Source organism: Bacillus sp. FSL R5-0416, assembly GCF_037975425.1.
Taxonomy (GTDB): domain Bacteria; phylum Bacillota; class Bacilli; order Bacillales; family Bacillaceae; genus Bacillus; species Bacillus subtilis.
Genome location: NZ_CP150252.1, coordinates 570,701 through 586,058 on the forward strand (window position 1 = coordinate 570,701; position 15,358 = coordinate 586,058).

Here is a 15,358-nt window from a genome sequence, read left to right on the forward strand (position 1 = left end):
CGCTTTTCGCGGGCTCGATTGAAGCAGATGGGTGAAAGATGTTAGCGAGTTTCCTTTGAAAAATAAGAGGTTAAAACATCATAGACAATAGGCAAAGAAGTAAATCCCTCATCTTCTAGAAAATGACCTCCGTGCTGAACTTCATATAACGCAGCATCAATTTGTTGTGCCAGATCCTTGCTGAATGAAAAAGGCACAATTTGGTCGTCCTTAGAAGCAATGACAGCACGGTGCTTCGCGGACTTAATGATTGTTTGATGATCAAACGATTCCTGTGTAAATTCATCTAACATCTTTAAAGTGGGCAATGATTTGGCAAAGCCGGAAACAAGTATGATTCCGCCAAGCTGTTTTCGTAATTGAATATGTTCCAAAAATCTCAAAATGGCGGGGCAACCTAAGCTATGCGCAACCAAATACGTATTTTCATGTAAAGTGTGCTGATATAAAGAGAGTGTATCCAGCCAATCCTCAAGTCTTGGCTGGAGCGGATTAGGCATGTTTAAAATGTCTGCTTTGACCCCATCTGCGAGCAGGCGTTTTTTCAGCCAAGGGAACCAATGATTTGTTGAGGAGGCTCCGTAGCCATGAATGATATAGACTTGTTTTGTCATTTTTTCCTCCACAAGAAGCATTTTCATTCAGTATAAAATTCCTCTCATTGGGAAACAAGTACGCACTTTTTTGTAAGTAGCTTTACATATGAGGCATTCCTTGTGCCATTCCCCACTTACACATTTCATCTATGAGGGGGTACAAAGATCGCCCTCTGTCAGATAACGAATACTCTACTTTCAGTGGGGTTTGAGAAACCTCATACCGATGAATAAGGCCGTCAGTTTGCAATTCCTTAAGCTGTGCGCTTAACATTTTATGGGTGATGAAGGGCATAGCCCTTTTCAGCTCGCCGTATCTCATCGTTTTTTCACACCCTAACTCATAGAGAATTCTCATTTTCCATTTGCCCCCTATAAGAGATAAGGTGTATTCAAATGGGGCTTGTTTACTGCGGCACAGGTTATTCATTGTAATCAAACCTCCTTTTTTAAGTATCATATCAGAATAAATTAGGATTTTCGGTGTTGAAGTTTGAGGGCGATTCACGATCTGAAGTGAAAGGGGCCGCTTGCTCAACAGGCGGCACGGTACATGAATGTTCTAAGTCAAAGAGGGTTACCTTACTGTTAATTACTTTATTTAAAAAAACGCATGTTTTTAGCTGAAAATATCTATTATGGTATATTTAAATATAACGAAATATTTGAGAAATGAGGAATGGTATGAATACACCCAAAAAACGTAAGAAATTTAAAGCGAAAATGATTTTCCAAATCATCATGGTTATCATTGGAGGAATCATAGCGGCATATGGACTAGAAACAGTGCTCATTCCAAACAGTGTATCTGATGGAGGAGTGACGGGTCTTAGCATCGTTGGTTCACAGCTATTCAACTTGCCGCTGGGGATTTTGATTGCTGTGATCAACATTCCATTTGTCTGGTTAGGATATAAGCAAATTGGGAAAAGCTTTGCATTATTATCAATTATCGGAATCGTATCGCTTGCCGCGGGGACAAGCTTTTTCCACCACACACCCGCAATCATAGAAGGAGATACCCTGTTAATTACCGTTGTCGGCGGGATTATCCTTGGATTTGGAATGGGGCTGGCGCTGCGTAATGGCGGCGCATTAGATGGTATTGACATGCTTGCTGTGCTGCTATCCCGAAAACTGCCGTTTGGAACGAGCGATCTCATCCTATTCTTAAACCTTTTTGTGTTTATTTTTGTTTCCACAGTATTTGGCTTACAAGGGGCATTGCTTTCAGTCATTGCTTACTACATTGCATCCAAAGTGATTCATGTTGTTGAGGAAGGCTTAAGCGGGTCCAAAACCTTCCAAATCATTACAACAGAACCCGCATTAATGGTAGAGACAATACGTGAACAATTAGGCCGAAGCGCCACATATAAAGAAGCTTACGGGGGTTTTTCCCACGAGAAATTTAAAGAAATCACATGTGTCATCAATCGTTTAGAAGAAACCAAACTAAAGGAAATTATTAATGATATTGATAAATCCGCCTTTGTCACCGTATATGACGTAGCTGAAGTGAAGGGCAGCAATTTTAGAAATCTTAATCATCACTAGAAAAACAACGGTACTGACATGCCGCCGGTACATGTAATCAAAAACACTTTTTTGAGGCTTGTGGGTGAATAACCGGTGAAGGTCTCGATCATAAATACCAAGGGTATCAAAACCCTTGGTATTTTTTGTATTTTGCTGATTGCTTATTGTATGATGCTTTCCCGTCCGATATCCATTTCAGTTACTGATTTGGGAATGAAATGCTTTGTCCGCCATAAGTGTTGTCCTGGTCATCCTTCCTGCCAAAAGCAAATACAAGCTATATTGCCGTACTCGGTTCAATGTACAATGGGTAAAGGCAAATAAAGAGATTGATATTAATTGAATCAAACATATTTGATGTTCCGAATATAAGGGATTGTTTATATAAATAAAAGTTTATATAATGACGGTGGCGCTAAGGAAACGCGGGGAGCGACTCAGGTTTTCGTTTTTGAAATTTTGATCCTTAAGATAAACGGAGCTCTGCATATGGAAACGCAAAAGGGAATGTATAAACGTTTGGCGTGTATATAACGATTTGCTTATATATTGATTTGGGAAGGAGGAGCTCATATGACGATTGATGTTGCGGCGATGACTCGTTGTTTGAAAACACTTAGTGATCAAACTAGGCTTATAATGATGAGATTATTTCTTGAAAAAGAATATTGTGTCTGTCAATTGGTTGATATGTTCGAAATGAGCCAGCCCGCCATAAGCCAGCATTTGCGGAAATTAAGAAACGCAGGTTTTGTGAATGAGGACAGAAGAGGCCAATGGCGTTATTATTCAATAAATGGTTCCTGTCCTGAGTTTGATACATTGCAATTGATCTTACATCAAATCGATCAGGAGGATGAATTGTTAAACCATATCAAACAAAAGAAAACTCAAGCGTGTTGCCAGTAAGGAGGCATTAGATTGACATCAATGATTTTGGCAGTATTCATCTTTTTATTAACTCTAGTATTGGTCATATGGCAGCCGAAAAATTTATCTATAGGGTGGTCAGCCTGTGGAGGCGCAGTTTTAGCTCTAATAGCAGGTGTTGTCAATTTTCATGATGTGTTAACTGTGACAGGGATTGTTTGGAATGCGACCTTGGCTTTTGTGGCCATCATACTGATATCGTTAATTCTTGATAATATCGGTTTCTTTGAATGGGCAGCGCTTCATATGGCTAAGGCTGCAAAAGGAAACGGTGTGCGGATGTTCGTTTATGTATCTCTATTAGGGGCTATCGTCGCCGCGTTATTTGCAAATGACGGTGCAGCTCTTATATTGACACCAATTGTATTAGCGATGGTCAGAGCATTACATTTTAATGAAAAATTAGTTTTTCCTTTTATCATTGCCAGCGGATTTATTGCGGATACCACTTCGCTTCCTTTAGTAGTGAGCAATTTGGTCAACATTGTTTCAGCGGACTATTTTCATATTACGTTTATTGATTATGCATCCAGAATGGTTGTCCCGTACTTGTTTTCGCTGCTGGCGAGCATCATTGTACTTTACCTTTTCTTTAGAAAAAGCATACCAAAACGCTATGATCTGACTGAGGTTAAAAAACCTGTTGAAGCAATTAAAGATCAAAACATGTTCAGACTGTCATGGTATATCTTAGGGCTGCTGTTAATTGGATATTTTGCAAGTGAATTTTTTTCTATCCCTGTATCAGTGGTAGCGGGCAGCATTGCGATCATTTTCTTAATCGCTGCGCAAAAGAGTCCGGCCGTCCATACAAAGAAAGTGGTGAAAGAGGCGCCATGGGCTATCGTATTCTTTTCAATTGGCATGTACGTTGTTGTGTATGGTGTCCGAAATGCCGGATTAACGGATGTCCTTTCAGATGTGATTCAAGCCGCAGCTGATCAAGGATTGTTTGCTGGGACAATTGGAATGGGCTTTATTGCGGCGATTCTTTCTTCCATTATGAATAACTTGCCGACTGTTATGATTGACGCATTGGCTATTGCCGGTACAGATACACATGGGATGATGAGAGAAGCGCTTATTTATGCAAATGTGATCGGTTCAGATTTAGGACCTAAAATAACACCGATTGGTTCCTTGGCGACATTATTATGGCTTCATGTTCTTTCGCACAAAGGTATGAAAATTTCCTGGGGCACGTATTTTAAAACAGGAATTATCCTCACGATACCCACTTTATTGATCACACTTGTCGGCCTGTATATTTGGCTGCTGATAATCCATTCTTGTTTCTAAAAGGACAAGGTCACTATATCAAGGAAAACAATGCACAGGTAACTCTTGCCGCAGTCAAATGGCTGAAGGGTGGGGGAGAAAATACCTTGGGGACAAGTGGAATGTGTACAGCGCAGGAATCGAAGCTCATGGATGACATCGAGTGCTGTCAAAGCAATGAAAGAAGCAGGGATTGATATTTCAAATCAAACATCGGATAAATTTGATGATCCGGCAAAAGCACACGGAACAGAAGAAGTGTTTCCAAAGGGTCCGTGCTGAAATTGGTGACCGTTTAAAACAGTTTGCTGTAACTGGGGAATAAAGAATCGATATACTCAGCGTTTTCTTGGGTTTATATAATGCTATGTGTTGTTCAACAGGTGTCTGCGGGCTGAGTGCAGACACCTGTTTTTGTTTTTTATTTGTCTGAGATTCGTAACAGGGAAGTTATTTAGCTAGTGACAGAGGAAAATTGATTTTGTGAACAGAATCAAGAAGAAGACGGTGTTTTAAAGGAGTTGTCTGTTTTGCAGGAATTAACAAAAGAAAAGTATAGTAGCTTAAAAACAATGTTTGATGACAAATATTGTCCCACATTTGTCTATTCAATATTAGACCAAACCATTCCGGGAGCTGTTTATGCAGATGATCAAACCTTTCCTAAATCGTTTTTTATAGGAACTGAATCAGGCATTTATTTTATTGCGGGAGACCAAGGGAATCGGGATTTTCATGATTTCATTGCAGGATATTATGAAGAACAAGTGAAATCATCAAAACGATTTACCTTGTTTTCTTCCAGTGATACATGGGATAGCGTACTGAAACCCATACTGAAAGATGACTTAAACCAAATGAGAAGAGCTGCATTTTCTTATCAACCAAAATATTCCAAAAGGACTTTGCAACTGCCAAAGGGTCTTGTATTGAAAAGAATAGACGAAGACATCATTTCACACAGCACAGCGTTTAACAGCGCGTATTATGAGGAGTATTGGGATTCTGTCTCACAGTTTGCTTCAAAAGGTTTTGGATTTGCCGTATTACATGGCAATCATGTAGTAAGTGAGTGTACTTCTATATTTTTAGGGCATAATCGAGCGGAAATGGATATCTATACACTTGAAGAATATAGAGGACTGGGGTTAGCTTATTGCGTAGCAAATAGGTTTATAGCGTTTTGTATGGAAAATGGGATAGTTCCTAGCTGGGATTGTGATATCTGCAACAATTCGTCCATTGCATTAGCAGCTAAACTAGGGTTTAAGAAAATAATCGAATACTCTCTTTTTTATTCCGGGAAATCATAAAAAAGAGAAGAGGCAAGAACTCTTCTCTTTACATGAGTAAGCGGTTGGTGAATACCGGTTTTTATTTTATTAAGAATCTAGATTTAATTGCTGGCGAAGTTTCTTCGATAAGTCCTTTCTCGTTTCATCAGTTACAACATGATACCATAAGTGATCTATCTTTTTATCCTCACCTTTTATTTCGATCTGTTTGACATGTTGAACGGCTTCTTTATAAGAGCGTTGAATATCAATCATTTTATCAAGTGTTAAGTTTGTTTGTATATTTTTTTCTAAGGCAGCCAAAATTCCTTGATAGTTTTTTAATGATTTTAATTGTGCTCCTTCGTGAATAATTTGGTTAATGATTTCTCGCTGCCGCTGCTGCCGCCCAAAATCACCGCGAGGATCTTCTTTTCTCATCCGTGCGTATTTAAGGGCAACCTTTCCATCCAGGTGCTGTTCCCCTTTTGGTATATGCACCCCTTCAAGGGTAAAAGGGAAATCATTATTCACTGTGATTCCGCCAATCTCATCTACAATATCTTTAAACCCTTCCATATTGACTTTGATATAATAATTGATTGGGATGTTTAAAAATTGTTCAACGGTTTGAACGGCACCTTCAATACCCTCGTAAGTATATGCTGCGTTCATTTTAATATTGGTATTCTTTGATCGCATAAATACTCTGGTATCACGCGGTATACTTACCATCGTCGATGTTTTCGTCTCTGGATTTAAAGTCAGTACGATCATCGAATCAGGTCGTCCTTTATCACCGGGGCGTTCATCTACTCCCAGCAAAAGAATCGATATAGGATCATGCCCAAGACTAGCATCTTGTTGCTTAGAATCTCTTTGCAGAGGTTCATACATATGGTTGACCGATTTTGCTACGTTTCGGTAAATGCTATAGCAGGTCAGGCCTCCAATGGTTAACAAGAGGGCTAGAACAAACAATAAAATACTCTGCATTTTCAGTTTCCTTCTCCCGATTTTCACTATCAAATTCCTTCCTGATCAAGTTGAATATTTATATGTTGTACTGGTTCTTAACGGTTCTCTAATAAATAATTCTTTTATCTTCGTGATATTTTGTAGTTCATATAAGATACTTTAAATTTATACTTCAATTGAATCTGAATTGTACCGGTTTGATTGAATCATGAATTGCTTTCATTTCGTATCCGCTTTCCCGGAAATATTTTAATAATTGTTCCAAATACGCCGCGGTAGTCGGCTTTTCATGCATTAATACAATAAGCGGCTCTTTTCCTTCAAGGGTTTTGACTTGCTGAATGACACTCTTAACAAACTCTCCATGAGTGTACTTCCAGTCCTCTGAGTCAACTGTCCAATCCCACAGGTTAAAATGATCACGCTCCACAACATCTCTAAAAGGGCCAGTAATGTAAGGCTTTGACCCGTAAGGTGCTCTTATTAAATGCGTGTTGACTTTGGTTGTTTCTTTAATGTAGTCCAATGTATCGTTCATTTCTGCAGCAAAGCTTTCAGGGGATTTATAGATTTCGGAAACCTGGTGCGTCACGCCGTGAGACCCAACAGAATGACCGTTTTCCGCCATTTTTCTCACAATATTAGGATTTCGCTCGATATTTGGTTTTAACATAAAAAACGTTCCCTTTGCATTGTATTTATGAAGCAAATCCATAATTTTCTCTGAAGCAGCAGGGTTTGGTCCGTCATCAAATGTTAAATAAACGACCTTCCCGATTTCAGCAGGTTTTTTTTGTTCTTTTTTCTGTGCTGAATTTTTGTGTGTTTCTATATGCGCCTGCTCAGAAGCGTTTGTACTTTCTTTTATTGGTTCCTGCTTTGGGCCGGCAAGTGCCTTCCAGGAAATGCATAGTAACGTTACACCTAGAATAATCAATATCCCAAAACCTATTTTTCCTATTTGATTCAACTTACGATCCCTTCTTGGTGAATTTGACACTTTTTCCAACTCCTCAATTGTAGATATCAAAACTAGTTTTCTCGCGAACGAGTCACATAAATTAGAAGGACCAATGGAGACAAAGCCCGGTAAAAATGATGCTCTTTTAATATAGATGAGAGTTATCGCAGAAGTTTGATCAACTTGTAAACAAAATGTCAACAAATGAAGGAATCATTGTTATGTAATATCTTGCAGGTATAAGAAAAAACCTTATTTCAATAGAAATAAGGTTTACTTGAAGGATATGATATAAGAGCGATCGTCAAAAAATCGGGCTGATGAGTTTTCCATAGAAATATACCGGTTTTGTTCATAAACGAGCAGGTTGCTGCCATCTGGACTCCAATATATTTCTGATGGGCTGGTGCCGTGGTATATAGGTTCTGCGTAGAGGACATTTTTCCCTTGCAGCTTTCCTGCATAAGTATTGTCCTTGTCATATAAAGAGTAAGCGATCTTCTTTCGATCATTAGATATGGTAAAAACAGCTACATTTTCGAGCAGAACAGAGAGCTCACTGTTTCTGAGGTCGTATTCGTATAAGGTTTCTCCGATACCTAAAAATACAAATTGGTCATTGTTTAACCAAACAGGTTCACCATAGGGGCTAATCTGCCGCTTATTTTGAATAGTGATGCTGTCACCGCTGATGGTCCCCGTCATAATGCGATATTGTTGCCCTTGTAACATGGTTAGCAGCAAACTACGTCCATCATCTGAAATGGAAACTGCCGTAAGCGAATCCTTTTCATCAACATTCTTCAATGGATACGTTTTGAGGGTTCCGGAATCTATGTTGAATACATTGACCGCAGTCTGGTCACTTTTTGCCGTGTCAATGACAAGATAACAAATGTATTTGCTATTATTTGACCATGAAATATCCTGTACAAAGGCATCCTTGCTAGAAGAAAAGCTGGCTACTTCCTTTTTGTTTCTGTTCGTCAGTGATATTAGATTTAGTGTTATCTTATTTGATGACATCGTTAATCCGGCGATACTTTTCCCGTCGGGAGACAACTTAAGGTTGGAAGTATTGCGGTCAATGCTCTGCAGAGTTTCAGGTTTTTCAAAAGGATAGGAGACATTCTGAAGATGCTGCGCTTTACCTTCCGTTGTGTCATTTCCTTTGAAAAAACCAACTACAGAGTTTGATGAAGACCAGCCAAGCAACTGGTCAGCTTGAGGGAGGCGATATATCTTCTTCACCTGAAAGGAGTCCGACTTCTGATCGTCATCAATCTGGCTCTCTTCCTTGTTTGGAATGATAATGGTTTCAGATCGCTTGCCCATATTATAGCTGGATACAAAAATCAAGGAAATCAATAATATCCCTGACAATATAATAAACCGTTTGTTCTTCATGATCATTTCTCAACCTTCATGTAAGCTAGTTCAATAGTGATGATTGTATGGTTTTCTTCGTAGAACATCTTGATTGTTCCTCCATGTTTTTCGACAATTGTTTTAACTATGCTTAACCCCAACCCTAAACTTCCTTCTTCCGTCACCTTTTGGTTTATTGAATAAAAAGGCTGAAACACTTTTGTGTATTGGTTGTCGTCATATGGATCACTTGGATTTTTGAACATAAAAAGAACCTGATCTCCCGTAACTTTAGCCTGAATCATGATTTCAGAATGAGATAAACTGTATTTGATCGCATTGTCCAAAAGATTAATAAAGAGTTGGCGCACTCTATTCTTTTGACCATACACATAGAGACTGTCTTCTATCTCATAGGTGATCTTCTTTTTATATCGTTCTGCACGAAATTTCATAGATTCGCATACATCTTTCAAAATCGTTCCTGCATCAATCCTATCGAATTGTTCTTTAGAGGTTTCTCTAGATACCTCAAGAAGTTTTATAACCAAATTGTGCAGACGCCGGCTTTCTTCAACAATATGATTCATTCCTTTATCAAAAAACGCCTGATCTGATTCCCCTTTTTGTTTTATGATTTCAGCATAGCCTTGAATAGAAGTCAGAGGTGTTTTCAGTTCATGGGTCATATTGTCAAAAAAACGTTTTTCCTGTTCATTAAGTTCCTTTAACCTGTCCCGATCTTTTTCGATAGTTGAAATTTGATCCCTAATTCTGGTGATCATATCATTGAAATTAACCGTAAGCTGGCCAATTTCATCTTTTCTAGAAAAATGGATATCCACATCCAGCTTTCCCTTTTTGACTTCTGAGGTGGCCTCTGTCAGCTTGACGATTGGAATCGTGATGTGTCTGGAGAGTATATAAGAGAAAAGAAACGCCGCCACAAATATCGCAAGAGCGATATAAAAAATAATATTTAAAATCTCTCCGCTTTGTTTGTAAAGCAAATTAAAATCTTTAGAAAAACGCAATATGCCAACTTTTGCACCATCAATGACAACTGGATAAGAAAAAAACACCTGTGCTTGATTTCGATCATAGGTGATATGATAAGCATTTTTTCCGTTAATTGCTTTTGCTAGGTCCTCGTCAATGCCTTGCGAAAACACTGTTTTATTAGAAGAAGACAACAAAGTGCCATCTACGGTATAAACGCCTACATTGCTTCCTGTTGAATGAGTTAAACTATCCACTATTTCATCAGCCATATCGCCGAAGTATAGTTCATTGTTTTTATAATGATTGATTAAAAATGCTTGATTGATATACATGATGCTGTTTTTTTTTAAGTCTATTAAATCTGAGGTGACAATTTTTTCATTGCTTGACCAAATGACGCTTTTGACCGTTTGATTGAGCACTAGGAAAGAGAGAGAAAAAATCAGAAAAAAACCAATAATAAATTTACCCTTGATCGTCCGTAACACTCTCTACTCCTCCTGTTTCTCGAATTTATATCCAATGCCAAACACTGTTTTAATGAGGTCGCTTGCATCCAGTTTTTTACGGAGTCTTTGGATATGAGTATCTACCGTACGTGTATCCCCGGCAAAATCGTAGCCCCAAACGAATTCCAACAGCTCTGAACGTGTAAAGATTTTTCCACGATGGTCAATCAATGTCTTAAGCAGATCAAATTCTTTAGGAGTCAAATCAACAATGATCCCATCTTTTTTTACTATTCTTTCGTCTGGGATCATCACAATATTTTTTAATTGAATGTGATCCTCATTAGACGATCCTCGATCATTCACGTGGTTAGCTTGTTCAAGACGCCTGAGTATTGTACGAATTCTGGCGATAACTTCACGCAAGTCAAATGGCTTTGTAATATAATCGTCAGCCCCAAATTCCAACCCAAGGACTTTATCAGTGATATCTGACTTTGCGGTGATCATAAGTATAGGGATATTATAGCGTTGGGTCACTTTTTTACAGATATCCAATCCGCTGCAATCTGGCAGCATCCAATCAAGCAGCAGAAGATCGGGTTTAAATTGGTCTAGCTGTTTCATCCCTAAAGCTCCGTTAGATTCAGTACATGTTTGAAAACCTTCCTGCGTAAGCCCGTATGAAAGCAGATCTGCTATTGCTCCATCATCTTCAATAATAAGTATTTTCGTTTTATCCATTATTTCATTCATTCCCTGTTTCATGATTAAATTGAATATATCTATCTTAGAGTCTGCAATATCACTCATTATAGCATCCTTTTTAATAGCGGTTATTCAGAACTTCAGATCAAACTATAATTGGATATATTTTCACCATCGTCAACAAAATCGGGGGAATTGAGCTATCGTTGGATTAGAGGACTATGGTAAACAATTTTAATTGATAAATGAGCTTATTAAAAAGAGATGCGGGTATCTTCTTTATTTATGTATAAGAGCGTTTCCATATCGTTTGATTTTATTGGGTGTTAAATAGGTAAAACATACCCCGCCAACTGTAACCACTCCGCCTAGCAGAGAGATCAATGTGAGTATCTCGCCGATCCAGAGCCAAGATATGATCAAGGCTAAAGCCGGTGTAACATAAAGTGAAAGGGTTGCTTCTGAAGCACCGACGAGTGAAGTGACATATGCTAGTGCGAAGTAAGGAATAACCGTCGGCAATAATCCTAAGTAAACGATAGACAAAGTTGCGCTTATTGAAGCGTTCATCATCTCTTCGCCTAAGCCTGGCAGAAACACAAGCATAGGTATTGTTCCGCCCCAAATGGTGAATGTAACGAATGGAATAAAACCATATTTTTTTATATAGCGGGCTTGAAAAACGAAATAAATACTCTCCGAAAATGCTGCCAGCAGGATGACCAAGATACCGCTCATTGAATATGTAAAGTCTCCCGCCCCAAATGCAATCAATAATACACCCAATAAACTGATCATAGAGCCAAGCCATTTCGTAAATCCAAAATGCTCTTTATAAAACAGGCGGGATAGCATGGCTGAGAAGATCGGTGCCGTAGTAACGAGTAAGCTTGCAACTCCGGCACTAACTGTTTTTTCACCGATGTTCAGCAAAATGTGATAGAGTGCAAATCCTAAAAACCCTAAAAGAAAAATGGCAGGAATGTCTTTCAAGTCGGGTAGGCGCATCTGAGTCAAAACAGCAAAAAGCAATAATGCCATAGAGCCGATTAACAAACGACATAAAGCAAGGTGTTCTGGTGTGTACCCTTCTAGTCCTGCGCGAATTCCCGGAAAAGCAGATGCCCATAAACCAATCATGAGACTATGAGATATAATTATTTGAACTGTTTTCTTTCGCATTCCTCTCACTCCTCTTTACAAAAACCAACCAGTTATTTAATGTGTTTTTATATTAATAAAGATTTGGTGATATGGCTTCAACCAGTTAAACGGATTTTGACCCAACCAATTTATTTTAAGGAGACCGATTCTATGAGCTTTCCAGAAGAAAAAAAGATGAAAAAGCTCCCTAAGTACAGACAAATCGTTCATTTTATTAAAGAGAAAATAGGAAATGGAGAGTGGCCGATTGGAAGCAAGATTCCAAGCCAGCGCACGCTTGCAAAAGATTTTCAGGTAAATCGGAGCACAGTGATTACAGCGTTAGAGGAATTGATGGCCGATGGGTTAATAGAAGGCACAATGGGGAAAGGCACAGTTGTTATCAACAACACATGGACACTGATGGCTAAGAATTCTGCTCCCGATTGGGATCAATATGTCACCTCTGGCATTCAGATGCCAAGCCGAAAAATCGTTCAAGAGATAAATCAATCAGAATCAAATACAGACCTTATACAGCTCAGTAAAGGTGAACTTTCAGCTGAGATTTTTCCTTTGGCTGTTATGAAAGAGATGATGGGGAGGGTATCTCATCACATGGAGGCATTCGGTTATGAAGAGCCAAAAGGTTACTTACCTTTGAGGGAGGCATTAAGCAACTATTTAAAAACCATTGGAATCAACGTCTCATCTTCTTCCATTCTGATTGTCTCAGGAGCGTTGCAAGCCTTGCAGCTGATATCAATGGGGCTGTTACAAAGAGGATCAACCGTTTATCTTGATCAGCCCTCCTACCTTTATTCATTACACGTATTTCAATCAGCTGGTATGAAGCTGACTGGACTTCCTATGGATAATGAAGGACTTTTGCCTGAAAATGTTCATTTAACAAGAGGAGAGCGGGGAAGGGCTATCTTATATACAAATCCATGTTTTCACAATCCGACTGGTATTCTTATGTCTAAAAAGCGGCGTGAAGAGATCCTAGCAGTAAGTGAGAATACACAGCTTCCTATTATTGAAGATGACATTTATCGTGAGTTATGGATCGATGAAATTCCGCCATATCCTATTAAAACAATTGATAAAAATGGACACGTACTGTACATAGGAAGTTTATCGAAAACATTAAGCCCAGGTTTGAGGATTGGATGGATCGTCGGGCCGGAACCGGTGATTGAACGTTTATCTGACATTAAAATGCAAACAGATTACGGATCCAGTTCGCTATCCCAGAGAGTAGCGGCAGAGTGGTTTACTTCCGGCCACTACCAGCAGCATGTAGAAAAGGTTAGGCAGCAATTAAAGGTGAGAAGAGAATTGGCCTTGAGTGCTTTAGAAACTCATTTGAAAGATGTGGCGACATGGAATATCCCAAAAGGAGGATTTTTTGTCTGGATAAAAATATTGCCTTCCATATCAATGAAATTACTTTATACTAAAGCCTTATCAAAAGGGATTCTGCTCAATCTCGGCAGTATCTATGCTCAGGAAAAAGGGAATTATATTCGCTTATCATATGCTTATGCATCTCTTGAAGACCTTCAAAAGGGGATTTATGAGTTGGGTTTAATGATTAAAGAATTGGCAAGCAGGTAACTTTTATATCCTTAAATGGATGTTTCACTAAAAAAGAGATCAAGCCTAATGATCGCTTGATCTGATAATAACAAGGGTTACTAGAATAGACCAAATCATGGTTCGGTCTTAAAATGATCATGTCTCTGAACGAAAGGTCTTTCCGACTTCTCTTCCTAAACCAAAGTAGTGTCTGAAATTATAGATAAGCGGGCTCCATTTAGAGGGGTTGATATGGTTTTCATCCAGTATAATACTTTCATCGGCATGAAAGTGCAGTGCCTGCGTCTCTACAATGGCAAATGACTGGTCATATTCTGGAATCCGAATATGTTTCACTTCGGCTTCGATTTGGATAGGGCATTCTTTAATTCGTGTTGGTGATACTGTTTTTGATTGTAAAGGCGTTAACCCTGCTGCCTCGTATTTTTCTTTTTTATATGTAAATCCGAGCTGCTTCTTTAAAGGCGGTATACTCTTTTTTCCGCTATAAGATGAAATTCTTTCAATGTTTTCCCATAATTCCGGGCCAGGCAAGTTTATGACACATTCTTTGTGTCTTTCCAAATTGTCGATGGCTTTTCCTCCCAGTCCTACTCCAAGGATTATATAATGTCCAAGAGCCCAAGAAGATGACATAGGACTAATATTAGTGGTTCCATCCTCATTCAATGTGGTTAGAAGAAATGTCGAGGTACCATAATACATGATCTTGGGTTTGATTTCCTTAAATCGACGAGTGTCTTGTTTTTTGATGTCCAACGTTTTTTCCTCCTTGTCACGCTTACATTTATATTGTAAAGGATTAACATTTCAACTATCATCGAAATATGAATGTAAGGAGGAAAATCATGAATCCTAATATTGCAAAAATCTCTTCGTTGCTATCAGATCCCTCGCGTTCTTCCATTCTTCTCAGTCTGATGGATGGCAGGATACACCCTGCGGGAGAGCTTGCATATCTCGCTAACATTAAACCTCAAACCGCCAGTTTTCACCTGAATAAATTGCTTGAAGCAAAGCTGATTAGCGTAGAGAAGCATGGGAGACATCGGTATTACAGATTGTCTGACTCAGATGCTGCAAATGTGATCGAACAATTGCTTCATATTGCGCCTAAAGCAAAAGTCAAATCTTTAAAAGAGTCAAAAGAGAAAAAGGACTTGCATTTCGCCCGTACCTGTTATGATCATTTGGCAGGTTATGTGGGCGTGCAAATGGCACATTCATTAGTTGAGCAGGGGATGTTAAAAAAAGTTGATTTAAACTTTGAGGTGACTTCAGAGGGTGCTTTATTCTTTTCAAAGTTAGGCATCAATGAAGAGCAACAACGGAATAAGAGGAGAGCCTTTGCCCGCTGCTGTTTGGATTGGAGTGAACGGCAGCATCATATTGCAGGAGCATTAGGAAACGCCCTATTGGTGCGCATGTTAGAAGAAGAGTGGATCGTTCGTATGCCTAAAACGAGAGCGATTAGGATTACACAAAGCGGGAAAATCGCGTTTGAAAAGCACCTAAACGTGAAGATTTAGG

The 15,358-nt window shown here is 38.9% G+C and carries 15 protein-coding genes and 1 pseudogene; 7 read left to right on the forward strand and 9 right to left on the reverse strand.

What is annotated here, in order from left to right; translation table 11 throughout:
• Positions 1 to 41: 41 nt before the first annotated feature.
• Positions 42 to 614, reverse strand: coding sequence for an alpha/beta hydrolase (locus NYE20_RS02990; protein WP_161621371.1), 573 nt, complete (start codon positions 612 to 614; stop codon positions 42 to 44).
• 82 nt (positions 615 to 696) lie between these two features.
• Positions 697 to 1,026, reverse strand: a complete 330-nt coding sequence (locus NYE20_RS02995; protein WP_021481668.1) for a winged helix-turn-helix transcriptional regulator — start codon at positions 1,024 to 1,026, stop codon at positions 697 to 699.
• Positions 1,027 to 1,280: 254 nt separating this feature from the next.
• On the opposite strand from NYE20_RS02995, the gene NYE20_RS03000 reads away from it, so the two are divergent.
• The 5 genes and pseudogenes from NYE20_RS03000 (at position 1,281) to NYE20_RS03020 (ending at position 5,656) form a co-directional block, all read left to right on the forward strand.
• Complete coding sequence (locus NYE20_RS03000) at positions 1,281 to 2,153, forward strand: YitT family protein (protein WP_049140454.1); 873 nt, start codon at positions 1,281 to 1,283, stop codon at positions 2,151 to 2,153.
• Positions 2,154 to 2,708: 555 nt separating this feature from the next.
• Positions 2,709 to 3,044 (forward strand): metal-responsive transcriptional regulator AseR, encoded by a 336-nt coding sequence (gene aseR / locus NYE20_RS03005; protein WP_014478961.1) that lies wholly within the window; start codon positions 2,709 to 2,711, stop codon positions 3,042 to 3,044.
• A gap of 12 nt (positions 3,045 to 3,056) precedes the next feature.
• Positions 3,057 to 4,364: an arsenical efflux pump membrane protein ArsB gene (locus NYE20_RS03010; RefSeq protein ID WP_014478962.1), complete on the forward strand. Its 1,308-nt coding sequence runs from the start codon at positions 3,057 to 3,059 to the stop codon at positions 4,362 to 4,364.
• 58 nt (positions 4,365 to 4,422) lie between these two features.
• Positions 4,423 to 4,668: pseudogene (locus NYE20_RS03015) on the forward strand (hypothetical protein).
• Positions 4,669 to 4,864: 196 nt separating this feature from the next.
• Entirely contained in the window at positions 4,865 to 5,656 is a 792-nt protein-coding gene (locus tag NYE20_RS03020; protein WP_080474523.1) for a GNAT family N-acetyltransferase, read from the forward strand.
• Between the two features lie 69 nt (positions 5,657 to 5,725).
• On the opposite strand, the gene NYE20_RS03025 is transcribed toward NYE20_RS03020, so the two are convergent.
• The 6 genes from NYE20_RS03025 to NYE20_RS03050 all read right to left on the reverse strand — a co-directional run bounded on the left by NYE20_RS03025 (position 5,726) and on the right by NYE20_RS03050 (position 12,265).
• Complete coding sequence (locus NYE20_RS03025; RefSeq protein WP_029878427.1) at positions 5,726 to 6,613, reverse strand: LCP family protein; 888 nt, start codon at positions 6,611 to 6,613, stop codon at positions 5,726 to 5,728.
• Between the two features lie 154 nt (positions 6,614 to 6,767).
• The gene (locus tag NYE20_RS03030; RefSeq protein ID WP_031315635.1) at positions 6,768 to 7,595 is read right to left on the reverse strand and encodes a polysaccharide deacetylase family protein; all 828 of its coding nucleotides are present in this window, start codon (positions 7,593 to 7,595) and stop codon (positions 6,768 to 6,770) included.
• Positions 7,596 to 7,829: 234 nt separating this feature from the next.
• Entirely contained in the window at positions 7,830 to 8,969 is a 1,140-nt protein-coding gene (locus NYE20_RS03035) for a hypothetical protein (protein WP_021481660.1), read from the reverse strand.
• Entirely contained in the window at positions 8,966 to 10,414 is a 1,449-nt protein-coding gene (locus tag NYE20_RS03040; RefSeq protein ID WP_032727142.1) for a HAMP domain-containing sensor histidine kinase, read from the reverse strand. The genes NYE20_RS03035 and NYE20_RS03040 overlap by 4 nt, the downstream gene beginning before the upstream one ends.
• Before the next feature lie 3 nt (positions 10,415 to 10,417).
• Positions 10,418 to 11,119: a response regulator transcription factor gene (locus NYE20_RS03045; protein WP_120028580.1), complete on the reverse strand. Its 702-nt coding sequence runs from the start codon at positions 11,117 to 11,119 to the stop codon at positions 10,418 to 10,420.
• Positions 11,120 to 11,362: 243 nt separating this feature from the next.
• The gene (locus NYE20_RS03050; protein ID WP_339184486.1) at positions 11,363 to 12,265 is read right to left on the reverse strand and encodes an EamA family transporter; all 903 of its coding nucleotides are present in this window, start codon (positions 12,263 to 12,265) and stop codon (positions 11,363 to 11,365) included.
• A 132-nt stretch (positions 12,266 to 12,397) separates the two neighbouring features.
• Between NYE20_RS03050 and NYE20_RS03055 the strand changes: the two genes are divergently transcribed.
• Positions 12,398 to 13,846 (forward strand): PLP-dependent aminotransferase family protein, encoded by a 1,449-nt coding sequence (locus NYE20_RS03055; RefSeq protein ID WP_064671988.1) that lies wholly within the window; start codon positions 12,398 to 12,400, stop codon positions 13,844 to 13,846.
• Between the two features lie 117 nt (positions 13,847 to 13,963).
• On the opposite strand, the gene NYE20_RS03060 is transcribed toward NYE20_RS03055, so the two are convergent.
• Positions 13,964 to 14,587 carry a flavin reductase family protein gene (locus tag NYE20_RS03060; protein ID WP_124073363.1) on the reverse strand — a complete coding sequence of 208 codons (624 nt, stop codon included), beginning with the start codon at positions 14,585 to 14,587 and terminating at the stop codon, positions 13,964 to 13,966.
• Positions 14,588 to 14,676: 89 nt separating this feature from the next.
• On the opposite strand from NYE20_RS03060, the gene NYE20_RS03065 reads away from it, so the two are divergent.
• Positions 14,677 to 15,357, forward strand: coding sequence for a winged helix-turn-helix domain-containing protein (locus tag NYE20_RS03065; protein WP_014478969.1), 681 nt, complete (start codon positions 14,677 to 14,679; stop codon positions 15,355 to 15,357).
• The last annotated feature ends 1 nt before the right edge of the window (position 15,358 follow it).